The organism is Acinetobacter amyesii (assembly GCF_023499985.1).
GTDB lineage: Bacteria > Pseudomonadota > Gammaproteobacteria > Pseudomonadales > Moraxellaceae > Acinetobacter > Acinetobacter amyesii.
Genome location: NZ_JAMCOU010000006.1, coordinates 78560 through 104107 on the forward strand (window position 1 = coordinate 78560; position 25548 = coordinate 104107).

The 25548-nt window shown below is 39.6% G+C and carries 25 protein-coding genes and 1 other RNA gene; 12 read left to right on the top strand and 14 right to left on the bottom strand.

Annotated features, from left to right (window positions below; genetic code table 11):
* Positions 1-725: 725 nt before the first annotated feature.
* The 3 genes from M5F03_RS00410 to M5F03_RS00420 form a co-directional block, all read right to left on the bottom strand.
* On the bottom strand, positions 726-1901 hold the full coding sequence (locus M5F03_RS00410; protein ID WP_180035394.1) for a tetratricopeptide repeat protein: 1176 nt from the start codon (positions 1899-1901) through the stop codon (positions 726-728).
* Positions 1902-2089: 188 nt separating this feature from the next.
* The gene (pepP, locus tag M5F03_RS00415) at positions 2090-3424 is read right to left on the bottom strand and encodes a Xaa-Pro aminopeptidase (RefSeq protein ID WP_180115366.1); all 1335 of its coding nucleotides are present in this window, start codon (positions 3422-3424) and stop codon (positions 2090-2092) included.
* Between the two features lie 131 nt (positions 3425-3555).
* Positions 3556-4173: a UPF0149 family protein gene (locus M5F03_RS00420; RefSeq protein WP_111885849.1), complete on the bottom strand. Its 618-nt coding sequence runs from the start codon at positions 4171-4173 to the stop codon at positions 3556-3558.
* Positions 4174-4237: 64 nt separating this feature from the next.
* Here M5F03_RS00420 and M5F03_RS00425 point away from each other — a divergent pair, with 64 nt between their 5' ends.
* The 3 genes from M5F03_RS00425 (at position 4238) to ssrS (ending at position 5361) form a co-directional block, all read left to right on the top strand.
* Complete coding sequence (locus M5F03_RS00425) at positions 4238-4789, top strand: hypothetical protein (RefSeq protein ID WP_180107603.1); 552 nt, start codon at positions 4238-4240, stop codon at positions 4787-4789.
* 2 nt (positions 4790-4791) lie between these two features.
* Positions 4792-5079: a cell division protein ZapA gene (locus M5F03_RS00430; RefSeq protein WP_168378082.1), complete on the top strand. Its 288-nt coding sequence runs from the start codon at positions 4792-4794 to the stop codon at positions 5077-5079.
* Positions 5080-5178: 99 nt separating this feature from the next.
* A non-coding RNA gene (ssrS, locus tag M5F03_RS00435) (6S RNA) lies at positions 5179-5361 on the top strand.
* Positions 5362-5513: 152 nt separating this feature from the next.
* Here the strand turns inward: ssrS and M5F03_RS00440 are convergent.
* From M5F03_RS00440 to M5F03_RS00460, 5 genes are all read right to left on the bottom strand, one after another.
* Positions 5514-5978, bottom strand: coding sequence for a hypothetical protein (locus M5F03_RS00440; RefSeq protein ID WP_180115367.1), 465 nt, complete (start codon positions 5976-5978; stop codon positions 5514-5516).
* 85 nt (positions 5979-6063) lie between these two features.
* Positions 6064-7263 carry a YncE family protein gene (locus M5F03_RS00445; RefSeq protein ID WP_249706027.1) on the bottom strand — a complete coding sequence of 400 codons (1200 nt, stop codon included), beginning with the start codon at positions 7261-7263 and terminating at the stop codon, positions 6064-6066.
* A 261-nt stretch (positions 7264-7524) separates the two neighbouring features.
* On the bottom strand, positions 7525-9435 hold the full coding sequence (locus M5F03_RS00450) for a type I secretion C-terminal target domain-containing protein (RefSeq protein ID WP_249705837.1): 1911 nt from the start codon (positions 9433-9435) through the stop codon (positions 7525-7527).
* Entirely contained in the window at positions 9432-9782 is a 351-nt protein-coding gene (locus M5F03_RS00455) for a cadherin-like domain-containing protein (RefSeq protein WP_249705839.1), read from the bottom strand. The genes M5F03_RS00450 and M5F03_RS00455 overlap by 4 nt, the downstream gene beginning before the upstream one ends.
* Entirely contained in the window at positions 9779-10126 is a 348-nt protein-coding gene (locus tag M5F03_RS00460) for a hypothetical protein (RefSeq protein WP_249705841.1), read from the bottom strand. Before M5F03_RS00460 ends, M5F03_RS00455 begins: the two co-directional genes overlap by 4 nt.
* A gap of 441 nt (positions 10127-10567) precedes the next feature.
* Here M5F03_RS00460 and M5F03_RS00465 point away from each other — a divergent pair, with 441 nt between their 5' ends.
* The 3 genes from M5F03_RS00465 to lon all read left to right on the top strand — a co-directional run bounded on the left by M5F03_RS00465 (position 10568) and on the right by lon (position 14394).
* Positions 10568-11095: an OmpA family protein gene (locus tag M5F03_RS00465; RefSeq protein ID WP_249705843.1), complete on the top strand. Its 528-nt coding sequence runs from the start codon at positions 10568-10570 to the stop codon at positions 11093-11095.
* Positions 11096-11232: 137 nt separating this feature from the next.
* Positions 11233-11820, top strand: a complete 588-nt coding sequence (locus M5F03_RS00470; RefSeq protein ID WP_180079045.1) for a 5-formyltetrahydrofolate cyclo-ligase — start codon at positions 11233-11235, stop codon at positions 11818-11820.
* A gap of 147 nt (positions 11821-11967) precedes the next feature.
* A complete protein-coding gene (lon, locus tag M5F03_RS00475; protein WP_180079046.1) occupies positions 11968-14394 on the top strand; it encodes an endopeptidase La in 2427 nt (808 codons plus the stop codon).
* A 417-nt stretch (positions 14395-14811) separates the two neighbouring features.
* Here lon and M5F03_RS00480 read toward each other — a convergent pair whose 3' ends face one another.
* Positions 14812-15774, bottom strand: coding sequence for a M20/M25/M40 family metallo-hydrolase (locus tag M5F03_RS00480; protein WP_372491088.1), 963 nt, complete (start codon positions 15772-15774; stop codon positions 14812-14814).
* A gap of 152 nt (positions 15775-15926) precedes the next feature.
* On the opposite strand from M5F03_RS00480, the gene rlmH reads away from it, so the two are divergent.
* The 4 genes from rlmH to M5F03_RS00500 all read left to right on the top strand — a co-directional run bounded on the left by rlmH (position 15927) and on the right by M5F03_RS00500 (position 19150).
* The gene (rlmH, locus tag M5F03_RS00485) at positions 15927-16409 is read left to right on the top strand and encodes a 23S rRNA (pseudouridine(1915)-N(3))-methyltransferase RlmH (protein ID WP_078189858.1); all 483 of its coding nucleotides are present in this window, start codon (positions 15927-15929) and stop codon (positions 16407-16409) included.
* A gap of 136 nt (positions 16410-16545) precedes the next feature.
* Complete coding sequence (locus M5F03_RS00490; protein ID WP_249705845.1) at positions 16546-17322, top strand: dioxygenase family protein; 777 nt, start codon at positions 16546-16548, stop codon at positions 17320-17322.
* Between the two features lie 168 nt (positions 17323-17490).
* Entirely contained in the window at positions 17491-18267 is a 777-nt protein-coding gene (locus M5F03_RS00495; RefSeq protein ID WP_249705847.1) for an META and DUF4377 domain-containing protein, read from the top strand.
* A gap of 76 nt (positions 18268-18343) precedes the next feature.
* Positions 18344-19150: an META domain-containing protein gene (locus M5F03_RS00500; RefSeq protein ID WP_249705850.1), complete on the top strand. Its 807-nt coding sequence runs from the start codon at positions 18344-18346 to the stop codon at positions 19148-19150.
* A 46-nt stretch (positions 19151-19196) separates the two neighbouring features.
* Here the strand turns inward: M5F03_RS00500 and gdhA are convergent, their stop codons facing one another.
* Complete coding sequence (gene gdhA / locus M5F03_RS00505) at positions 19197-20543, bottom strand: NADP-specific glutamate dehydrogenase (protein ID WP_227591817.1); 1347 nt, start codon at positions 20541-20543, stop codon at positions 19197-19199.
* 330 nt (positions 20544-20873) lie between these two features.
* Between gdhA and M5F03_RS00510 the strand changes: the two genes are divergently transcribed.
* The gene (locus M5F03_RS00510) at positions 20874-21668 is read left to right on the top strand and encodes an RnfABCDGE type electron transport complex subunit B (RefSeq protein ID WP_180094723.1); all 795 of its coding nucleotides are present in this window, start codon (positions 20874-20876) and stop codon (positions 21666-21668) included.
* A 2-nt stretch (positions 21669-21670) separates the two neighbouring features.
* Positions 21671-22360 (top strand): endonuclease III, encoded by a 690-nt coding sequence (gene nth, locus M5F03_RS00515; protein WP_180079050.1) that lies wholly within the window; start codon positions 21671-21673, stop codon positions 22358-22360.
* Between the two features lie 56 nt (positions 22361-22416).
* Here nth and M5F03_RS00520 read toward each other — a convergent pair whose 3' ends face one another.
* The 4 genes from M5F03_RS00520 to M5F03_RS00535 form a co-directional block, all read right to left on the bottom strand.
* Entirely contained in the window at positions 22417-22614 is a 198-nt protein-coding gene (locus tag M5F03_RS00520) for a hypothetical protein (RefSeq protein WP_180003963.1), read from the bottom strand.
* A gap of 86 nt (positions 22615-22700) precedes the next feature.
* Positions 22701-23360 (bottom strand): adenylate kinase, encoded by a 660-nt coding sequence (gene adk / locus M5F03_RS00525; protein WP_078189866.1) that lies wholly within the window; start codon positions 23358-23360, stop codon positions 22701-22703.
* Positions 23361-23444: 84 nt separating this feature from the next.
* Positions 23445-24761, bottom strand: coding sequence for a DUF445 domain-containing protein (locus tag M5F03_RS00530; RefSeq protein WP_233944395.1), 1317 nt, complete (start codon positions 24759-24761; stop codon positions 23445-23447).
* Between the two features lie 64 nt (positions 24762-24825).
* Positions 24826-25344 carry a hypothetical protein gene (locus tag M5F03_RS00535; protein WP_078192958.1) on the bottom strand — a complete coding sequence of 173 codons (519 nt, stop codon included), beginning with the start codon at positions 25342-25344 and terminating at the stop codon, positions 24826-24828.
* Between the last annotated feature and the right edge of the window lie 204 nt (positions 25345-25548).

A 25548-nucleotide genomic window follows, 5' to 3' on the forward strand; every position in this document is an offset into this window, starting at 1 on the left:
CAGCTGCAGAAACCACTTATGTTACACCATTCGGTTTAATGAGCTTTTCATTACACAACATTTTCTGGATATATTCCGCAGCAGAATATATCCAGAAAATGTAATTTTTGTTGTGTTATTGGCGCCTTATCCTAAAGTTGATGCACGTACCAAGCTTTAATTTGAGTTAGGTACAGAGCAACTCTAAAGCGATGTCGAGCACTATTATTCAAACAGGTTTTAGCGCCAACTTTACCTTGGCATGGTGTGAAAATACTATGGCGCAAACCTTAGAAAATACGCTGCAAACCAATAATTGAGAAAGATTTACCCACCAAGCTGAGTTGTAGATTCATACCGATATGACTGAGACATCGAAAAAAAAAATCAACAAACAAACATTAGTGAATGGCTGTAATTATGATTATATGCACCCGAGTGTATGGTCAAATATGCTATAGATCTGATTTCACATGCTGAACCGGCAACCGGACATTTGGCCGTATATGAAAAACCGGAAGAGTTTTTAAAATTAGCGACAGAATTTTTACAAAAGTCTTAATCGCAAAGTGAAGCTAAAAAGCCGATCAATAGATCGGCTTTTTTTATATTTATTTAATATTTTCCATGATTTGGTCAAAATATTGCGCTCATGTATTCAATTTATTTTCATAGCAATAGATAAAGATATAGAACACAAAAGACAGAAATGATCTCCTTAATACGGAATAATTTAAATGAATGGCTTAAGTATTAAAATGCTGGATTAATTTCTTCAATCGAATTTCTGCATCTTGATTAAAAGCATTCGCCGCTTGGTGATACCAGCGTTTCGCCATCTTTAAATCTTGAGCTGCGCCATTGCCTAGCTCATACATTAAGCCAATTTTATAGGGAGCAATTGCACAGCCTTGTTTTGCCGATTGCTTGTACAAGCTCATTGCTACATTATAATCTTGATCAAGAATTTCGCCCTTTTCATATATTTCAGCAAGAGTCGTTCTTGCGTTTATATTTCCCTTTTCCACTGACTGATTCAGTAGATCTAAAGCGATATGAATATGTGTTTTAAATGGCTTTTTGAACAACAGCACGGCTAACTTCAGCATCGCTGCATCATCACCCTGATCAGCCGCTTTTTGATACCATCCTTGTGCTGTAACATCATTTTTTTCGACGCCGCATCCCGTTTCATACATTTCACCCAATTTAATTTGGGCTGCAATATCCCCTCTTGAGGCTAAACTCAAATAATCATCATAAGTACGCTGATTGTTATACTTAAACTTTATTTTCTTTACTGGATTATAATCACTATCAAAGATTTCAAAACCGACATAGTTTTTAAAGAGTTCAATCAATAACTGCCGAACCAATTGAGTATGATAAATTAAATGATCCTTTTCGCTAAAATAATAATACTGATAATAGCTTTCCAAATCTTGATTGATTTCTTCTTTTAAACTGTTTAAATCAGTCGTCCATTTTTTTTGAACTTTGCCATTTTCAACATATTCGTATAAATACCTTGTTGAAAAGTTTAACCATTCCTTTTCAAAATCTTGTCTTTCTCCATCCATGTAAAGTTCCTCTTCTTCCGCTTGAATGACACATCTGATTTCTACACCCTCTTTATAAAGCGCATAGCTATAGCTTGAATTTGTGTCTGCAAAATCAAAGAAGATCATCCATTTCATCGGCAACTGACTGCTTAGCAAACTGCTCCATTTTTCAGGTTCAGTAAAAGCAAAATGTGCTAATCCGGCACTATTGATACAAACAATATGATCCGTCAGCCACTCTATATCTAATGCAGATTTTGAGTTTTCTTCAAAATAAACCAGCCAATCATTTACCAGTCTTTCAATATCCTGTTGATTGCCATTAAAGGGAATAACCACCCCAGCTTTTCTAACGCCCATAATTATGATTAAAATAAAAAATTTATACGATTAATTTAAAAAGACTTATATCTAATTTTTGTAAAAACTTAACATAATAAAATCAACTACATTGCTAATTAACCTTGTCTATATGACTAGTATTTATAAGACTGCTTGTAGATAAAAAAGCCGATCATCTGACCGGCTTTTTTAATTACTATATTAACTTAAGCGGCTTTCGCTTTCGCCATCAGCGCTTCAATGTCTTCTACAGATTTCACCACTGCAGCTGTTAAAACACGTGGACCATTTTTAGTCGCTACAACATCATCTTCAATACGAATACCGATACCACGCCATTTCGCATCAACGCTTTCATCATCTGGCGCAATATAAAGACCTGGCTCAACAGTCACAACCATACCTTCCTCATAGGCACGCCATTCACCCTCTTGTTTGTATGAACCGACGTCATGCACATCCATACCAAGCCAATGACCCGTACCATGCATATAAAACTGACGGTAAGCTTCTTTTTCAATGATTTCGTCAATATCTCCTTGCATAATGCCAAGATCCAATAAACCTTGAACTAAAATACGCACTGCAACGTTATGTGGTTCTTTATAAGAGTTGCCGATACGCACCGCATCAATCGCCGCAATTTGCGCATCGAGTACGATATTATAAAGTGCTTTTTGTTCAGGGCTGAATTTACCGTTGACTGGGAAAGTACGGGTAATGTCTGAAGCATACAGCTGATATTCACATGCTGCATCAATCAGTACCAAATCACCATCTTTGAGTTCTTTGTCATTTTCCACATAGTGCAAAATACAGCCATTTTCACCGCCGCCGACAATGCTGTTATAGGAAGGCACACAGCCATTTTTACCAAAGACATAATTCAGTTCTGCTTCTAGTGCATATTCCATCATGCCCGGTTTAACCGTTTGCATGGCACGAGTATGCGCTTCTGCTGAAATATCCGAAGCAATTTGCATCAATTCAAGTTCATCATCAGATTTGTGCAGACGCATTTCATCAATGATGCGATCTAGTTGAATGACTTGAGCAGGCGCACTTGCACCCTTACGTGATTCACCACTTGCAGCCGAAATCCACTGCGCCACACGAGCATCAAAATCTGGTTGCTGCCCAATACGGTAGAATAATTTATCTTTATTTTGTAATTTTTCTAAAATTTCTTCGTCTAATAAATCAATGGCATAAGCCTCATCAGCTTCATAATCTTCTACAGCCCCATCTACACCCGCACGGTAGCCATTCCAAATTTCCATTTCACGGTCACGTTCACGGCAGAACAAACTATAGCTATAACCTTCTTCTTCGCTATCAAAAGTTTCAATCACTGCAACCGCTTCAGGTTCAGCAAAACCTGTTAAATAAAAGAAACTACTATCAGCTCGAAATTTATAATCTGCGTCGCGATTACGCATGGCTTCTTTGCTCGTGGCAATAATTGCAATACTACGTAGTCCCATTTCACCCGCAAGGATGTCTCGACGTTCTTGAAAATCCGCTTGAGTTAATTTCTTCATTTAAATACTTCTTATACCTGCTGGCTGATATTGTTTAAATTTTGATTCAATTGAATATGAATCTCTCAATCTATGTGAGGCATGTATAAAAACACGTAATACCTCACATAGATATAAGCAAAATTAATGCCTTAGCTTGGACGATGTGGGGTGAACATTTCAACCACATTCCCCACTTGAGCCGATGAATTTTTAGCGCTCAGTTGTAGCAACGGTGTTTCTGAAACATCAACTTTGGTACGTCCCATAGACAGGCTCACTGGGATTAAACGAACAAATTCGTATAATTCCTGATAGCTTTCTTCACCTTCTTCATCATCATCTGAATCTTCAAATTCTACTGAAGCGACATCCTGTAAATGCTCAATCAATTCTTGTTCATTAGTGCGCAGATGACCTGCCGCCAAACCAAAACCAAGAACCACACCTGCACACCAATCTGCCAAGGCTTGCACACGCTCACCTAGCAAGTGATCATCATCTGGTAATAAAGGAAGATAGTCGAGTTCATCATCTGAAAGTGAATGAGCTACATCTTCTGCTTCTTCAGTCAACAATGCCACCGCATCTTCGTCTAATTCAGCTACATCAAGCGTTGCTAAAATTTGTTGCCACTCTTCACGACTCGGGGGTTGTGACACACAAACTATACCAGTGAGTAGACCGTGTAACTCACTTGGGCTTGAAATTTCTTCAATTTTAGAAAAATTCTGGGACCAATCTGACCAACCTGAAATATCGTCTTGCATTCGCTTATCCAATCTCTATACTTCGTATATATTACCTTTGTTTGCAAGACTGTGCGACTACGTTATGTTAGAAGAATTACAGCGTCTCCAAGCGCATATTAGCGTTTTAAAAAAGCGACTGGCGCAATTTGAAAGCGAAAATAATGCCCTACAAGATGAGAAAAACTCGTCTGATGAGCACCATCATGCTCAAATTGTACATAAGAACGGTATTATCACCTCCAAACAAGAAGAAATTGATACGCTGAATGAGCAATTAACTGATTCACGTGCTCAACTTCACCAGCTGAATACTGATGCAACTGCTTTGGCTGACCGATATAGCCGTCTTGAAAAAAGCTGTACTGATCTAAAAAATCGTTTTCAAGAAATTTTGGCAGAACGTAATGAGCTACGTATCGTTAAAGAAAAGATGCAAAATGAACAGCGTCATGCTCAACAAGAAATTCAAGGTTTGCAGCAAGAACGTGAACGTTTATTGCAAAAAAATGAACATGCCAAAGCAAAAGTTGAAGCGATTATTCAACGTTTAGCTATTTTAGGTACAGCTCAAGATCAACATGCGCAAGAAATTCAACAATTGGCACATCCGACTGAAAGTAATGAGGAAGTTTGATCATGAGTGAACAAATTGCAGTTGATTTAAAAGTTCTAGGTCATAGTTTCCGTTTAGCAACTACTTCTGACCAACAAGCCGATTTAGAACGCGCAGCACAATTACTGAATGACAAATACGATGAATTTCGTCGTAAAGCACCACGTATGGAACCGAGTAAGCTGATCATTATGGTCGCACTTGAATTAATGCAAGAAGTCCTGTCAATGAATAAGAGTTTGCAAGAATATGCAAACTGCGAACTTTTGTTGCAAAATATTTTGGAACAAGTTGAAGAATTGACTGATTAATCGGTGGTTTAGTGATTATACTTTGCCCGATTGCTTCATTTTAAACACTTTGTCAGTGTTTGGTGATTTGCCAATAACGCTGAATTCGTTATACTGAGCACATCTCTGAGGTGTTCGCCAGCTAGGTCTAATCCCCTGCCGATACTTAAACTTATGGATGTGTTCTGTATATTCTGAGCGTATGCCCTCCTCGAGTGGGAAACCCAGCGAGTGTACGTCGCGTCCACCTTGAACTCATCGGGTTCAGGGTCACGACATTTGCAGCGGCATCTTCGGAGTGTTTATTTTCCAAATCCTTATTTAAATTACAAGCATTTGATTTAAAAAATTTTTTTAATTTACTATTCTATTTCCGTGCCCCTCTACTTTTGTTCTTCACCATAATTATTTCATTTAAGTTTGGTTAGTTTAAAAGTTTATTTATTCAAGTTAATTCATTTTTTGAGTTGTTCCAGTTTAGCTAACTGTCTATCCAAAGCTCTGTCCATTTCAGGAAGAATTTGTCGTAAATATTGAATTGATGAAATGGCTTCATCCAATTTCACGACGCCTTTTTTAACCAAGTTATATTGTTGCTCGAGTAGAGCGAGTACTTGATTTTGATTCGGCTGCTGTCCCTGACTCATCAGCGTATTTATTTGCTGAAATTGTTGATATACCTGTTCACGTTGCTGTAATAGCTCAGAGTGCGTTTCACTGTCGAGTATTGATTGTTTGGAATTAAAACTTGAATGCTGCAATACATTTTCTATAGTTCGCTCTGAACGTGTTTGAGACACTTTTTGTTGATCTAACGGCAGCTGTTCATGAACCTCCTGCTGCTTTGGTTTTAATAACTGAATCATCAACAATAAAATCAAGCCAACCACTAACCCGATAACAATCCATTTCTTATACATGATTCAATCTCTAAATATTCTTCAATTAAAAAATTCAGAGCCTATTTGACTCTGATTTTTCCATTTTCTTTTGATTTAAACTGTTTTACTGACTGCCCCATCCTGCTGGTGCATAACCTAAACGAACACGCTGTGGGTGATTGCCAACTGGAACTGTGATGACTTTTTCACCTGTTGCAAAATCAATCACGGTTACTGCATCTGTGGCACTTTCAGAAATGACACAACGCTTACCATCTGGACTTTGCGTTGCCCAATACGGTTTGCCTGCAGCAATCAATTTCGCCGCGGTCAAAGTTTTACGATCGATGATGGTGGCATAATCATCCATCGTTCCTGCAACACATAGTTTTTCACCATCTCCACTGATCGAAAGCCCATGATGACGTGAGTCATTTACCCATTTCGTGCGATCAGAGGGAATAGTTGTACTTCCCGGAAGCTGTGCAATGCGCGTGACTTTGTCTTGATTGAGATCATATTCGACCAGACCATTAAAAAATGAGACCTGAGCATAGATTTTGGATTCATCTTTACTAAATACAATCGGTCGAACTGAGTTAGACAGGTCTTTACGACCAAAGGCATCCAATGCAGGACGAAAATCAATTTTCTTCAAGACTTTAAAATTATTAGCATCGGCAATGGTGATATAGCGTTTGCCTTTAGTGAAATCCTGCCACGCTGCATCCATTGAGGTTTCGACATTACCTATGGCTGAGTTAAGAATTTTTGTGCCACCATCAAAGTAAATATTTTCATGTGGCTTATCTCCTGTGGCAAAGCGCCCGAGTTCCTTGCCTGTGTTGATATCGAGTATATGTACGACATTTCCTGAAGACGCTGATACTGCAACCTGTTGCCCATCGGGTGAAACCGCCATATGGTCTGCGCGAAATCCTTCAACGGGTGTGCGCCAATTGATTTTTCCTGTTGCTATGTTAATCGAGACTACATCTGCATAACTTGGGCGTGAGGCAACCACCGATTTGCCATCTGGTGTGGAATACATGTCATCGACCAATTGATCATTTCCCTCTCCTGCTGTATTACGAATGTAGCTATAGGCGATCAATTTTACTGGGTTAAGGTAAATTTCAGTGAGCCGTTCTTTTTTGTCGGGCACCATATTGATGACACCAACTTTCTGATAGTTTTTTGCAGGATTGATGACTGTAACCGTACCATCCCAGTTATTACCCACAAAAAAAACTTGCTGGCTATTGGGTGGAACGGGTGCAGTGGTTGTCGCTGCAAAAGTAAGTGGCGACACCGCAACCGTCATACAAAGAAGTGTCCTGATCCAGAGATTCTTTTTCATTTTTATTGTCCATTAATTTGTTTTTATGCATACCTTTTGAGCTACGTCATCAGATAAGTGTCGCTTTTTAAGCACAAAGAAAGCTTATTCAATATACAAGTGTAGATATAGCGTATTTGTTTTAATTCCGATGAGTTGTTGATTAAAACCAAGTTTTCAATCTACATTCATTTTTTGGGAAGCAAAAAAAAGCACCCGAAGGTGCTTTTTTAGTTCATCAAATTATTAGTAAATAATTTGATTATTGTTGATTAGGTCATCTAGTTCGACTTTGCTCGTTTGATTGAGCAAGACTACAAGATCTTGTGATTCATATTCCGTACCTGATGTGCCATCACGGTCAATTGAAATCACAGCTGAATCAGTTTCTTCGTCATATGCTACTGTTACAAACTCTGCGAGATTCGCTTCAGTTGCATCGTCAGAAAGTAATGAAGATATATCGATTTGGTCAGCAATAGAAAAATCATTTACTGTTGTTAATGTATTACCGCCCCAATTATCGTCTGCGAGAAGGTCGAAAACAATATCACCAATAAGTAAACTTTCACTTTCTAATGAGAACATCGCAAACGATGCTGTCGCAGTCACTGTATCCTGAATAGGAAGCACATTGTTACTGTTTCCTAACTCTGTTTCGAGCTGGGTTGTAAGTACATTTACATCTTGAATTGAGGTTTCAGGGACTGTAACTTTCACTACAAAATCTTCAACTTGACTACTTGAAGTGCCTTGATAAGTATAATACCCATCTGAATCTTTGCTTACTGATATACCATTTACCGAAACTTTGGCATCAACTAAAGCATCAAGAGCAGCAGATTTAAATTTCACACCATTTACATTCACATTTTCCTCTGCATCATTTAGAACTTCTGCATGTAAAGTAAATTGTAAAACTTTCTCTGGAGCGTCTGCTTCCGGAGCTACTACACCAAGTTGATCCTGTCCATTTTGATTTTTCTCACCTGTCTTAGCAATTTGAGTTCCATCCGTAAATAGTACACCTTCCAACATATTAATTTGGAAACCACTTACATTTTGGACACCCGTAATACTTAAGTTAAAACCATCAATATAGTTGGTTGTATCAGAGTTGTTTAAAATCATTGAATTGACAGGATATTTTTCACCTGAATACGCTTCATCAAATACAATCCAATCACTCGGAGTACCTTTTTGACCTCCAAAGTCTTTAGGGAAACTATTTGAGAAATTAAGCCCAAGCTCTTTCTGAGTCAGAACTTTGTTAATTTTCTCCCAATTGATAATAATAATTTCAGAAACGTTAATTTCACTTTTCAAATTAGTAAAGATTCTTAGCGCATTGTTAATTTTATTGAAATCATTACCATACTGTGGATCATTGATAATAGCTTGCATCTGTGCAGCAATATCTACAATTTTCGCTCCCGCAACAAGATCATCAGAAACATAATTACCTTCAGCATCTTTATAAATCGTACCTAGGTTTGGAACGTTAATCACTGCACTTGATGCACCACCACCAGTTCCACCTGATGTTGACCCTGATACCGAAATTTCACTTGTTAATGTTGCTTTTAACTCAATGAGTTCAGCATTGCCAGTTACAGGAGTTGTAACTTTACCATCAGTAACTTGAAGACTTATCGAAGGCAATACAGCACCTGAATTTAGCTGATCCGCACCTTTCTGAGTTAAGGTTACAGATTGATCAGCCACTGATAATTGATAGAAACCGTCGGCACTAACTGTCGAGCCATTAGCAAATGTCACATTCAGACTATCATTATCTGCATCCGATGCAGCATAAGCAGCAATTTTTTGACCGGCAACAGCTGCACCAACAGTGACTACTTCTGGTTCAATTTCAATTTCAGGTGCAGCGTTTGTTACAGAAGCAGGATACAAAATTACACCGAACTCTAATTCTGAACTTGCAGTTGAACCATTCGATTTTTCAGTTGCAAGAGATTCAAGCTTCACGTTCAACTGTAAAGAATTACCCGTAACAGCCAAACTTGGTGGTGCAATCGCCACTAAGTTTGAACCTTCGATACTCATGCCATCAGCGACAAAACTTAAATTGCCATTTGTATCCGCAGTTCCAAGCAATACTCGAGTTCCGTTCTCTGTAATAGCATAAATTTTCATACCTTAATATCAGCATAAGATAGTGTTTGACCCGCGATGATTGGTGTTTTATTCCCAGCAGCATCTACGATTGTCAATACACCATCTTTTGGCAGATTTGTTACCGTAATAACAAGCTGATCATTTGCTGTATTTGCATCTGAAATACCAAAATGCGCCCATGTTAATGTCACACTTTGATCTTCTGTCGTAACCACTTGGGTTGTTTCAACTTCAGGAGCGATATTGTCCACTGGGACAGTTTTATCTACTTCCTCACCCGGATTACCTGATTTATCTTCATAGCTTTCTGTTGGGACAGTTACTGTAATGTCACCATCAACACCCGGAGGTACTTCACCAGTCACACATATGAGCCATCTGGTTGTTCCACTGGCGGCGTAAATGGTACTTCGATTGGACCATTTGGACCTTCAACAATGATTTTATCTTCTGTAATTGTCAATGGATCAACATCATCAGGATAAGTCACAGTGATCTTACCATCTGGTGTAATCGTCACTTCTGCTACAAGCGGAACCATATTGATGTTTTCGTTGCCTGTACCTGGTAGACCCAGGTTACCCGAAGTGTCTTCATATGAACCTTCTGGTACATTAACCGTAACTTTGCCTTCAACGTCCTCTGGCACTTTACCCGTTACCGTAATTGAACCGTCTGGTTGAGTCTCAGGTGTACCAAACTCAACCACGATGTCTTTGCCATTTGGATCTTTAACCGTAATTTGGTCAGGCGTAATTGTGGATGGATCGGTGTCATCAGGTTAAGTCTGTACGATGTCACCATTCGGTGTCACAGTCACTTCAACTTGTGGACGCTCAGTTGTCGCATGTTCAACTTTTCCTGGCGTAAATAAATATGCAAAACCAGATAATTTATTGTTTCAAAACAATATGATTGATGCATACAAAATACATGTTCAACGTGATGAAAAATTATGCGCAGATGATTAGCTAAGAACCAAAAATGTGCAACTAAGCTCTATATAGATGACTTTAAAGCCGGTGATTTTTATATTAATAATTCTGCTGATTTTTATTTAAAAGAAGGTGAATACCAATTTAAGGTGAAAAATTGTACAAATCATTGTAAAAATTATTCAGTTAGCTATTATGTAAACGAAAAGTCACTTTTGAATAACTTATTACTTACAGTTGATAATAACGGCAAGCCTATTATATTAAATAATGATGGCACTACAATTAATAATTGCCCGATTAGAGAAAATGCTCTAAATAATGTAATAAAACCAATTGAACCGAGTTTAGATAATATAAACTTAGCTGCCGATTCTTTATTTAAATTTAATGGTGGTAAATTAACCGATTTACTTCCTGCAGGTAAATCAAGCTTGAATAAACTAGCAACTAAACTAAATAATCAATATGCACGTATTGATATGATTAAGCTTACCGGCCATACCGACCGTTTAGGCAGTGTGCAATATAATCAGCAACTTGCATTACAACGTGCACAGACTGTCAAAAATTACTTAATGAACCAAGGGATTGCTGCTGACAAATTAAGTTTCGATTCAGCAGGTGAAACTCAGCCTGTAACCAATGGTTGTTTTGATGTTCAAGATCGAAATGCCTTAAAAGCTTGCTTACAAGCAGATCGTCGTGTTGACGTCCAAATTCTTGGTATTAAAAAGCCTTAAATAAGTCCGCGTTCCTTAAGCCGACTAGTGTTTTAAGGAACGCTTTATATAAAAAAGATAAAATCTATTTCTTCGGACTTTTAAGCTTGAACGCGTTAAAATGCCTTTGAGAATTTTGTGCTACTTTGAAATGAATCATGACTTTCAGCACCACCAGCCTTCGTAAACAACTCCGCAAGCAGCGTCGTAGCCTAAACCTATGGACCCAACGACAAGCTGAACAACAAGTCCTACAGCGTTTAGTCAGACTCAGTCATTTTCAGAGCAGTCAGCATATAGGCGTGTATTTACATGCATTCGGTGAAATTCACACTCAAAAGATCATCCACTACTGTTTTGCACATCAAAAACACGTGTATTTACCCATGATTTGCAACATGAATCAGCAACTGGTTTGGGTTGAAATCTCACGTCATCAATATATTAGTAAACGTTTTTCTCATCACCCGCTCGGTATGAAAGAACCGATGGCAAGCCGCGGGAAGCATGTTTCTCACCTTGACCTTTTAATAATGCCCTTACTGGCTTGCGATAAGTACGGCACACGTATTGGTATGGGGGGTGGCTTCTACGATAAAACATTAGCGACTGCCCACTCTACCCCATACCGTTTAGGACTTGGCCATGATTTTCAACTCATTCAAGATCCCTTGGTCCGAGAAGCATGGGATCAACCGCTAGATGGCTTTATTAGCCCATCTCAAACTTTAAGTTTCAAACGTTAATTTGATATTTTTGACACTGAGTTACACTTAAAAATCACATATTTAGTCATTTTTTACACATTTTAATTGGCATGACCCTTGTAATTTAAAAAATACACATCACTATAAAAAACATGGCAACACCGTTGTCACTCATTAGGAGTGCCCATGTCTGAGATTATTATGAATGAAGAAAGCTTGGAAACTACAATTCCGAGCGTATTACCGCTCTTAGCGCTACGAGATGTGGTTGTATATCCTCACATGCAAATTGCACTGTTTGTGGGTCGTGAAAAGTCGATCAATGCAGTCAATGTCGCACGTGACAGTGACAATCTTGTATTCGTAGTTGCACAAAAAGATTCGCTAACAGAAGAAATTGATCACGACAATTTATATCAATACGGTACTGTCGCGAAGATTGTGCAAGTTGTGAATCATGAGAATGATGAAAACTGTATAAAAGTACTGATTGAAGGCTTATATCGTGCCAAGTTAGAAAAAATTATCGATGCCGATAATTACCTGACTGCCGAGCATTCATTAAGCCCAATGACGGTTTCTGTAGACTCAGAAACTCAGAATAATCGTGTGGAAGAATTACGCACCTTATTTGCTCAATATGCAGAAGCAAAATTGCGTAACGCACGTGAATTGATTGCAGCAGCCAATAAAATTGATGATTTGCTACAATTATTATTCTTCGTAGCAACACGCGTGCCTTTGAATATTGATGTAAAACAAAAATTCTTAGAGCATGATGAATTTGAAGCACATTTAGCTGAGCTTATGACGTATTTATTACAACAGTCAGAAGAGCAGCAAATTGAGCAAACCTTACATGATTCTGTAAAACGCCAAATGGAAAAGAATCAGCGTGAATACTTCTTAAATGAAAAAATGAAGGTCATTCAACGCGAACTTTCTGACATGAATGGCGGTGGTGAGGATGACGTTGCAGAAATTGAAAAACGTCTAGCTGAAGCCGATTTACCTGAACATGTACGTAAAAAAGCTGAAAATGAGTTCCGTAAGCTAAAAGCAATGCAACCTGCTTCAAGCGAAGCTGCTGTCGTGCGTAACTATCTAGAAGTTATTTTAGATACGCCTTGGAACAAAGCCAGCAAAGTCAGCATTAACCTTGCGAAAGCTCAAGATATTCTTGATGCCGATCACTATGGTTTAGACGACGTGAAAGACCGCATTGTGGAATACCTTGCTGTTCAATCACGTGTGAAAAAACTTCGTGGTCCAATCCTATGTTTAGTTGGTCCCCCAGGTGTAGGTAAAACTTCACTCGGTGAATCTGTTGCCAAAGCAACTGGTCGTGAATTTGTCCGTATGGCGCTTGGCGGCGTGCGTGATGAAGCTGAAATCCGTGGTCACCGTCGTACATATATCGGTGCGATGCCGGGTAAAATTGTGCAATCTTTGTCTAAGGTTGGCGTAAAGAACCCTCTGTTCTTACTCGATGAAATTGACAAAATGGCGCAAGACTATCGTGGCGACCCTGCTTCAGCATTGCTTGAAGTCCTAGATCCATCACAAAACAGCAAGTTCAATGATCACTACTTAGATCTTGATCTAGACCTTTCTGAAGTGATGTTCATCTGTACTGCAAACAGCATGAATATTCCAGAAGCTTTGCTTGACCGTATGGAAGTGATTCGTCTACCGGGTTACACCGAAGATGAAAAAGTGAATATTGCTGAACGTTACCTTGTTCCAAAAGCCATCAAGAATAATGGTCTACGTGCAAAAGAATTAACCGTTCACGAAGAAGCCATTCGCGATATCGTACAACGTTATACACGTGAAGCCGGTGTGCGTAGCTTAGAACGTGAAGTATCGAAAATTGCACGTAAAGTGGTAAAAGAAGCAGTGAGCAAGAAAGCGAAAAATCTTCAAATTGAAGTGGATTCGAAAAATCTTCCTGACTACTTAGGTCCACACAAATTCGACTTCGGTATGGCCGAAGAAGAAGCTGAAGTGGGTCGTGTAAATGGCTTGGCATGGACATCTGTTGGTGGAGAACTGCTAACGATTGAAGTTGCAGCAGTAAAAGGTAAAGGCAAGTTCATTACCACCGGTTCTCTTGGCGATGTCATGAAAGAATCGATCACAGCAGCGATGACTGTTGTACGCACCCGTGCAGATGAACTAGGTATTGAAGCGATTCGCTTTGAAGAAACTGATGTACACGTGCATTTACCAGAAGGTGCAACACCGAAAGATGGTCCATCTGCTGGTTTGGCCCTAACTACCGCACTTGTTTCAGCGTTTACAGGCATTGCGATTCGTCCAGATATTGCGATGACCGGTGAAACCAGTCTTGGTGGCCGTGCAATGCGCATTGGTGGTTTAAAAGAGAAACTTCTCGCTGCTCACCGTGGTGGCATCAAGCTTGTCTTTATCCCACAAGATAACGTTCGTGACTTGACTGAGATTCCAGACAATGTCAAAGAAGGTCTAGAAATTAAACCAGTGAAATCGATTGATGAGATTTTACCTCTAGCCTTGGTTGATATGCCTAAACCTCTTGCAAAGACACCGATTGTCAAAGCAACTGAAGGTGGCAAAGCTGCTCGTCACTAAGCGCTAGCAACTCGCAATAAAAGAAAAAAGCCCTGTTTCGACAGGGCTTTTTTATATCCATTCTTTCATACTAAATATTCGAAACTTTTCATTCAAATTCTTCACAACCACTAGATTCAAGACAACAGCTACAACTTTTGATTGGATTACTATTTCAAATTCGACATCAAGATCAATAATAGCCAATAAGAAAGTCTTACAAAATTTGAATGCTATTACTTGAAATATCGCTCTCTATCCCACATATATAGTAGAGAGATATACGCGCTGTATGTTTCTTTATTGGTTCCAATCACGTTTAAAAGCGTGATGATCATTGGAACAAGATGGTCATCTACATCTCCAGGTAGATGACCTTTTATCGCAGTCCACAGGCTTTCGGGGCTGCGTTTTTTATGTCATGTGTTTAAAGACATGCTATTTCAAATTTAAAATGGTTTTCACTAAACCATCGATCACTTGAGCCATCTTGTCTAAGTTTAATTTATCCAAGGTATCTTGCTCGGTGTGATAGTGCTTATTACGATAAAATGCAGTATCGGTGATCATCATCGCTGGCATATCAAATTGCCAATAATTCATATGGTCTGAAAAATCCACACCCTGAATAAATGAAGGTGAAATCAAGCGCTCACATTGTAGTTGCTTCAAAGACTCCATCGCCGCACAATACGATGAGGTTAAGTCACGAGACTGAATATTCCCCACCGATGCAATAAAATTCGTATGAGATGGATAAATCCATTTCAGTCCAACTGGATAATCTTGAGTGACTTTGGGATCAAAATAACCAATCATTTCCAGAATATACACACCTGAAATTTTATCCTTTTCCTTTGCTACCGATTTTGCATGGATAAAACTGCCCATCGACTCTGTTCTAAAATATGGCGGTTCTTCGAGGGTATAAAATACAAACTCAATATTTTGTTTTAAACGCGCTTTTTCAGCCGAAAGAATCCGAGCAGCTTCGAGTACACCTGCAACGCCAGAAGCATTATCATCGGCGCCATGCTGCTCCTCAAATACATCGTAGTGCGCACCAACGATCACTCGGTTGCTATGCCCTGCATTTAAGGGACAGACCACATTACGGTATGGCTGGCTGTTTACGGTATAGGTTTGAAAACGACAATTCACACCAAATAAACGCATCTGCTCACGAATCCAAGCAGACACGCGATTTAACTCTTGAATGTTCTTATAGTTACGATATTCAGCTTCATTACCAATAATTTGCTCTAAATAGACTTTTAAATTATCCGGTTCAGCGGTTCTAATATTGTTGGCATACGCCGCAAATGAACACCATCCAAAAATTGAAAGCATTGCTGCTTGCTTGAGCAAAAATAATTTACCGTCCTGCCATGTTTTTTTCATTGTTATTATTCCAATTTTCATCTTTGATCTAATCTGTTTATGCTGCGTATTTAAACAGCAAGCAGAACACGATTTCAATTGCAAATTGTGTCTGAACATACAAAGCGCAAGCGAACCGTTATAATGCTCTTTTGTATACTTTCAGGCGCTGTATGAAAATTCGTATTCTGACAATCGGTCAAAAAATGCCAGCATGGGTTCTGACGGGTTTTGAAGATTATTTCAAACGTATTCAGCCATTTGTTCAAACGCAAATTATTGAACTGCCTATGGCTAAACGTGGCAAGAACGACTCAGAAGCCGACATTTTAAAATACCGTCAAATTGAAGGTGACAGCATTTTAAATGCCATGAAATCGAATGAAGTGCTGATCGCCTTAGAAGTCGGTGGTCGTGAGTTTAGTACCGAAAAACTAGCTGAAACCATGAAAGGCTGGATGCTTGAAGGCAATGATGTGGTTTTAGCCATTGGTGGGCCAGATGGACATTCTGAAGCAGTACGTAAAGCAGCAGCATGGCATTGGTCTTTGTCTAAACTGACTTTGCCGCATCCTATGGTTCGTGTCATGCTCATCGAACAGCTATACCGTGCAATGAGTATTAACCATAATCACCCTTACCATCGTGCGGGTTAATCCGAACTGACTCCAGTATCTACAGCAAGTACAGCGTTGCAACAATGAAACAAACCGTTGAAATTATCCGAATTGTTACGCTGAATAATTTAGTGCATGATCATCATATTCCTTTAAACAACCAACGGCGACCGCGATGAATTTACAAACACTTCCAGGTTTATTTATTTCCCATGGCTCACCTATGCTTGCCATCAATCCTGAGCAAGTTGGTCCTGCGTTGGAACGTTTAAGCCTGAATCTTCCAAAGCCGGAAGCCATTATTATTATGTCCGCGCATTGGGAAAGTAACGCACTAGAAGTAAGTACCAGTGCCCGTCCTGAAACTTGGCATGACTTCCGTGGCTTCCCTGCGGAACTTTATGATATCCGCTATCCTGCACCGGGTAACCCAGAGCTTGCTGAAGAAATCCTTCATTTGCTTGCCAATGCAGGTTTATCTGCACATGCCAACAGCACCCGTCCACGAGATCATGGCGTTTGGATGCCGTTGTTGCATATGTATCCTGATGCAGACATTCCTGTAATTGAAATATCACTACCGATGACCATGTCTGCGCAAGAGATCTATAAAATTGGACAAACGCTTGCCCCTTTACGTGACAAGCAAATCCTGTTGATTGGATCGGGCAGTATTACTCATAACTTACGTGAATTGGCTTGGGATGGTCGTGCCGCAGCCGTGACTGAATGGGCGTCTACATTCCGTAATTTTGTGGTCAATAAGCTCACTCATCAAGATTTTGATGCAGTTCTCGATTGGCAAAATATCCCGTTTGTACAACGTAACCATCCGACCATTGAACATTTTGCACCCATCTTCTTTGCGATGGGTGCAGGCCCTCGCTTCTCTATTGTTCACAGTAGCTTTAGTATGGGTTCACTGGGTATGGATATTTATCGTTTTGATTAAACGTGAATAAAACGAAATAGTTTGACTTATTCATAATTTATATTAATAAGTTAACAAATTATTATTTATGGATACATTTTGCTACTTATTTGAGCTGAATGTATTCATATTTTTTTAAAATGAATGGGTTATGCTACAGGCTGAAATTCACTTAGAACAGTTAGCGTAATGAAATTAAAATATTTAGCGATCGCCCTCTTCCCTTTAGCCCTTGCAGCATGTCAATCAAGCGATATCCAAAAAGCTGGAGATTTAGCCGTGAGCGTATTACAACAACAAAATGCTGATAAAACTTTAGCTTCATATCAATGGAGCACCACCACTGAAAATGCGCCAAAACCTTTGGTTTTAAATTTTCTAGAAAATGGCACTTTGGGTATTTCAACCAGCTGTAATAGCATGTCAACCCAATGGAAAGTGGAACACAATACACTTGTAACAGGCAACATTGCATCTACCATGATGGCGTGTCCTGATCATGCGATGAAACAAGAAGGACTTGCATCTTCACTCTTTAGTGACCGTAAAGCACCTTTTGTTTTAAATACTACAGATCCACAAAATCCAACGTTAACCATTATCTCTGCAACAGGTGAGAAACTGGTGTTCACTGGAAAATTAACACCTGAAACCCAATATAACTCACAAGGCGAAACGATTTTCCTAGAAGTCAGTCCTGAAACTAAACAATGTACAGGCGTTGCTCCACAAACTTGTTTGCAAGTGCGTGAAGTGAAGTACGATGAAAAAGGCCTAAAAACACAAGTTGATAAAGACTGGACCTTATTTTACGATCAAATTGAAGGCTTTAAGCATACTCCTGCAGAACGCCAAATTATTCGCGTAAAACGTTTTGAACGTAAAAACCCTACTGCTGACCAATCAAAATATGCCTATATTTTTGATATGTCAGTCGAACGTGAAGCCGTAAAAGGTACGTTGTAAGTTACAGCCGATAAAAAACCGAGGTCATCGCCTCGGTTTTTTATATCCACAGTACGCTTTAGGATCTAGACTACCGATGAAAAATTTATTGTATTTTAGTATTTTATTCGGATTGTTTGGCTGTCAGAGTAATAGCGTATGGCAACCCAAACTTCAACACGAGACTTTTATCAGCCCAGCTTCAGATCAATTTCATCAAGTTTTACAGCACTATACATGGCAACATAATCCAACTGACAGCCGACAACCCTTTCTCATTAACTTTTCCGCACAACAGCTACACCTTTATGCGGGATGCAATTTAATCTCTAAACATTATCATTTAAATCAACAGCATTTGAAGACTGAATCTTCACAGCTGCAAACACTGATCGGCTGTTCAAAGCAATCAAATAACGATGTGCTGTTCAATCAACTCTTTCGCGATGTAAATCTAAAGCTACTTCAAAAGCAAAATGCCCTGCCTGAATTAATCGTGATGAATAATAATCAACAGACCTATATTTTTAAAGGCATACAGCGAATTGCTAATTTACGTGATTTTGAAGCAGAACAATTAACTCAAAAGACGTGGATTCTCGTAGAGAATAAGGCTCTACCTGTCCAAATAACTCTTACATTCAACAATGGCCGTATGACATTTTTTAGTGGTTGTAATCGCATTGGCCGCAATTATGATGTTGAAAAGCATACTTTGCGTTTTACAGGATATGTAGGGAGTACTGTGAAGTTATGCCCTCAGTTACATCAGCAAGAGCTTCATATTAAACGTTTGCTCAGCCAACCCTTAAATTTTCACTTCAACGTTATGGATAGCAAGATCCAACTTACCCTCATAAGCACTGAGCAACAATCCTATATTTTTCAAGCCATTCAGCCATAAAAAACCGAGGCAGAAGCCTCGGTTTTCAGTTCAACTTACGGAGAACTTAGTAAACGCCTTGAGCAAGCATTGCGTCAGCAACTTTTACGAAGCCTGCAATGTTCGCACCGTTTACGTAGTTCACAGTACCATCTTCTTCAGTACCGTATTTCACGCAGTTGCGGTGAATTTCTTTCATGATCGCGTGTAGACGCTCGTCAACTTCTTCGAAAGTCCAACCCAAACGAATTGCGTTTTGAGACATTTCAAGACCAGAAGTTGCAACACCACCTGCATTTGAAGCTTTACCTGGTGCATAAAGAATTTTCGCTTCAACGAATTTCTCAACTGCAGCCAAAGTAGATGGCATGTTTGCGCCTTCAGCAACACAGATTACGCCATTAGCAAGAAGAGCTTCAGCATCAGCTTCATCTAATTCATTTTGAGTTGCACATGGCAGTGCGATATCACATTTGATTGACCAAGGGCGTTGACCTTCTAAATATTCAAAACCGTGCTTAGATGCAAATTCAGAAATACGGCCACGCTTAACGTTTTTCAATTCCATTACTTCAGCAAGAAGTTCAGTTGTGAAACCGTCTTTCACGTATACAGTACCAGCTGAGTCAGAAAGTGAAACCACTTTCGCACCTAAGTACATTGCTTTTTCAGCAGCGTATTGTGCAACGTTACCAGAACCCGAAATCGTTACAACTTTATCTTTAAAGCTATCGCCACGAGTTTTTAGCATTTCCTCAGCGAAATACACAGTACCGTAACCAGTTGCTTCAGGACGCGCAAGTGAACCACCGAAAGTTAAACCTTTACCAGTAAACACACATGCTGTGTCATTGCTTAATTTTTTCATCATACCAGCCATGTAGCCCACTTCACGGCCACCTACACCGATGTCACCCGCAGGGATGTCAGTGTTAGAACCAAGATGACGGTATAATTCGATCATTAATGCTTGGCAGAAACGCATGATTTCGCCTTCAGATTTACCTTTAGGGTCAAAATCTGAACCACCTTTACCACCACCCATAGGAAGTGTAGTTAAAGCATTTTTGAAAGTTTGTTCAAAACCTAAGAATTTAAGAATTGAAAGGTTCACTGATGGGTGGAAACGCATACCACCTTTGAATGGACCAATTGCTGAGTTGTATTGAACACGGAAAGCACGGTTAACTTGAGTTTGACCTTTGTCATCTACCCATGAAACACGGAACTGAATTGCACGCTCAGGCTCAACAAGACGTTCTAGCAAACCGTAGTCAGCATATTGTGGGTTCTTTTCGATGAATGGCCAAAGGCTCGTCATCACTTCTTCAACAGCTTGAAGAAATTCAGGTTGATGTTCATCACGTGTTTTAACGTAGTCTAGGAAGTCGTTAAGGCTGTTATATTTCAACACTTAATCCTCAGCAGATGTATGGATCAAAATTGATCACAATTTTGATCAAAGATATATTTTGGCGCAAAATATTAAATATCTTTTGTAACTAATCAGCAATAGTTTTTTTGAAAAATCTTTAAATTCTTTAAAGAACAGCGATTTAAATTGATTACTCAAATATTTTAGTTATAAATATTATTACTTTTAGGAATATTTTAATGAATTATTTTGCTCATTTATGATGCATCTATAGACCCTTTTTTGCGCACAGCAATTCATACTGAAACATGCTAGAATTCAACGTCCTCTTTGATTTTTCTCTGCCTTCATTTGTACTCGCGACTACCCATGACTTCTGAAATTTCCCTCATCCAACAAATTGATGCCCTATTGCCACAAACTCAATGTGGACTTTGTGGACACCGAGACGGCTGCTTACCCTATGCCAAAGCCATCAGTGAAGGAGAAGAAGCCAATAAATGTATACCCGGTGGTCAACCTGTAGCAGATTCACTAGCAGCGTTATTAAATCGTCCACACTTAACAGCAGAAGCCAGCGTTTGGCCAATCCAAAGTGATGGGCGCCCGCAACGGGTTAAAGCTGTGATTCGTGAGGATGAATGTATTGGTTGTACCAAATGTATCAGTGCCTGCCCTGTCGATGCCATTATTGGCTCAGGCAAATTGATGCATACGGTCTTGACGGATTTATGTACGGGCTGCGAACTCTGCATTCCACCTTGTCCAGTGGATTGTATCGACCTTGTTGAAGAGCTTGATCAAGTGCCATCTGAAGCCGTTCGAATCGCAGAACAGAATGATTTACGTCGCCGCTACTATGCACATATTCAACGTGAGGAAAAGCGCCGAATTCATCGTAAAGGCCCTATTGTACGCGCAGAAATTGATACGGAACTTTTTGCCCAATTTTCGACCCAAACAGACTCGGTACCGGTCATTGAAGTCGTGGAAAAACCTGCTACGCCAGTCATTCAACTCGATGCAAAAACTACGATTGAACTGGCAAAAATTCGTACACAAATTAAGAAATTAGAAAAACAACTGAGTGTTCGAGAAGATGCAAAAAAACGTGAATTACTCCATATGCTCACGCTACAACTAACACAACTGCAAGGGGGTTAATCATGGCTGTTAAAAACATGACTAAGAAGCAAATTCAAACTTTTTTTGAACGCTTACGTGAGCAACGCCCCAACCCGAAAACTGAACTCAATTATAGTAGTCCATTTGAACTTTTAGTGGCTGTTACCCTATCTGCTCAGGCCACAGATGTCAGTGTCAACAAAGCCACAGATAAACTTTTTCCAGTAGCAAATACTCCTGAAGCTATTTATGCGTTAGGTGTTGACGGACTGAAGGAATATATCAAGACTATTGGCCTGTATAACTCAAAAGCGGAAAATGTCATTAAAGCCTGCAAGATGCTCATTGAGAAGCACAACAGCATCGTTCCGAATAATCGTGCAGATTTGGAAGCCTTACCCGGTGTCGGTCGTAAAACTGCAAATGTGGTGCTGAATACTGCTTTTGGACAACCGACCATGGCAGTCGATACGCATATTTTTCGTTTAGGGAATCGAACAGGATTGGCTGTCGGCAAAAATGTTCTGGAAGTCGAACACCGACTCGTCAAAGTCATCCCCAAAGAGTTTATTGTTGATTCACATCATTGGTTGATTCTGCATGGGCGTTATACCTGTATTGCCCGCAAACCCAAATGTAATGAATGTATCGTTTCTGACGTGTGTAACTGGCCTGACCGTTTTGACTTTGGCGCATTAAGACCGATTAAAACCACCCAAATTGAAGATTAATCTCTTCAATTTCGGGGTAGATGGAATTTGTAAGAATCAATTGATCGAGTTGATGCTTAATTTTTATCTTGTTCTTTTTGTTTTTTATCAAGCTCTTGCTGCAGCTTTGGATGTAAGCGATATTGCTTCGGGCTCAGTTTAGCTTGCTCTGCTTCTTCCACTTGCACCTTACGCAACATTTTAAAGCTGACAAATAATAAGCCCAATAACACCGCTACAGCGATGATGACCATTATAACCAAAGCAAATTTCATAACAGATTCGCCCTAAAAGCTACATAAAAAAAGAGTCCCACTATGCAGTAGGACTCTTTGATTGTCAAAAATTCAAAAAAGCTGAATTATTTAGACTGATCTAAAATCGCGAACAAATCAGTTTGAACTTGATCGATTGGACGAAGACCATTTAATTTGTCATAAGTCGGTGCGTTTTCGCCAGAAGCTGCACGACCTTGGTAGAAACCAACCAATTGCTCAGTTTCAGCGTGGTAAGAACCTAAACGCTTACGAATTGTTGCTTCTTGGTCATCCGGACGTTGAACAAGGTCTTCACCAGTTTCGTCATCTTTACCTTCCACTTTTGGTGGGTTGTAAACGGTGTGATATACACGACCAGATGCTGGGTGTTGACGACGACCAGATAAACGTTGAACGATTTCTTCGTCAGGTACATCGATTTCAATTACGTGATCGATGCTGATCCCTTCGTTTTCAAGCGCTTCAGCTTGTGGAATCGTACGCGGGAAACCGTCGAAAATGCAGCCGTTGACACAGTCAGGTTGAGCAATGCGTTCTTTTACAAGACCAATAATAAGCTCATCAGATACAAGGCCGCCATTATCCATGACGCTTTTAGCTTGTAGACCTAATTCAGTACCTTCACGAATCGCAGCACGGAGCATATCACCGGTTGAAATTTGTGGGATATCGTAGCGCTTACAGATCAACTGAGCTTGTGTCCCTTTACCTGCTCCAGGTGGTCCGAGTAATATAATGCGCATAAAAAAACATCCTCATTTTAAACATTGTATATGACGCTATGTAGTGATCTGAACCGAAGATTCAGATCATCTTCCAGCATCTAATTATAAGAAAGCCACAAACAAATGTATTGTACCCGCGATAAAACCGGTTACACCACCCAAGACAATTAAAATCCATTCGTCTTCCTGAAATGCAGGACGTAATAGATTTTGAAATTCTTTCGGTGTTAGCTCACGAATACGGTCTCTAAACATTTGAAAGATTTTCTGTGCACGGCTCGCATTAAACGCAGGGTCGCATACAGGCACCATCGTAATTTCAATTGAGCGATCGATCAAGTCTGTCTTGAGTTTTGCGTACTCTTTTGGACCTAAAGACAACTGTAATGAGGTACGAACCAGTGGAGATTCCATAATTTCATTAATATGACGTTTCACAATGCGACGGGTCTTATCTTTCTTCCCGCCATACATCATTTCGGTCATGATGGATTTTAACGTAATTAGGTCTTCTGTGACTACACTTGCGAATACATCCGAAACTTCTTCTTGGCGTTTCATAAACGCCCCTTGAACATTGTACGTTCCAATACGTGGAAGCACAGGTTTAATCCAAGGGAATTTACGATCTTTAGTTAATTCAAACAATTGCAAATACTTTACGGGGTGCGGCTCAATTGGATTAAATACCATCCAGATGGCAATCCAGTTGGTCAAAAAGCCCCAGATTGCTGCCCAAAATGGAACCGTCCAATGCCAAGGCACCACAAACCAAACGATCATTTGGAAGATACCAAAGAACATCCCAATCAAGGCACTGATATGCCAAATAAAGTTGATTTCTTTTTGGCCAACTTTAAGGAACATCCGCACCATCAAGAGACGATCCGCTTCCATTTGACTCACCACCATTTCACGCATGTCAACAAGTGACTCTACGTTCATGGTCAGTTCGGTCACGAGTTCTTTTAAGGTATTTGGCAGCTGTTTATGTGCTTGGGCATAAATACGGCGTTTAATCGAATACGGTAAGTTTTCCCAAAGCACCGCATTTCGGTCTAGCATGACTTCATCAATCAAATGTTCAAGTTCAAAGCCAACTTGTTCACCAATGATGCGCGCCATATCCTCAGGATCCATTGCATCCAAAAACTCGCGCAAGGAACCCAATTTAGACAATGTGTTATCCGTAATAATGCCAGAAATACGTCCAGCTTTTCTTGGCACAATCCCCTGCCATCCCACGGGTAATGGACCTAAATGGAATCCCCAGAAAGTAATCGGGTAAAACACCATTTTCAGTGCCATCCAAACGTGTGCCCAGGTAACGAATGCGGTAACGGGGATAATACTCAGCACAGCCCAAAAATCGGGACGTTGCAAAAAGGTTTGCCACAATTCGTTAACGTACTCAAGCATGCATAACTTCCATATTTAATTTTATTCAGTGAGTGCGGTTATAAAATAAAGTTGATTATTTTCACTACAAACCAAAACTTAAAGTATATGAGATTTGTAGTCTCGGTTCGGTTTCCACAATCACATTACCTGATTTGTCTTCTAATTTTTCACCCGCACCCAAGCCTACACTAAACGTACTAATACGCTCGGCACTCAACATCACATAAGCAAGATCGATACCACCACCTAAACGCGCTTCATCTTCACCATCTACTTTCTTGGAGTCGATGTGGCCCGCATAAGCTCCGATATAATAACCATTTTTATCTTTGCCAGTGAAATGAACGGGGTAACGAAAGCCGACTTGCCCACCAGGTGTTTTATCATCGTTCAAGAAAACACCAGCTTTTGCATAGGCAATGCCATATGGGTTTACCCACTCACCATTCACGTGAATAATTTTTTGAGTAAAACCTGCTCCAACATTCCATGGTTGATAACCCTTACCTGTTAACTTTGCCTCAGGTAAAAATGAATTGTCATTGGCATGTGCGATGCTTCCGAGCATCATAAATGCAAGCAATGGATATAATTTATTCATTGTTTTCACAAAATTCCTTAGTATTATTTTTTGGAATATTCCTTTTTTATACGTTTCGACTTTAGCAGAATAATATGAACTGTTATACACAAAGCCCCATATTTTTCATGTCTGCAAAGTCAAAATATAGACTGCAATCACAGCAGAGTCGTTTTTATTTATCAAAAAAATGTCAGTTGCGCTAGAATATGCCTCTTCCGTTAT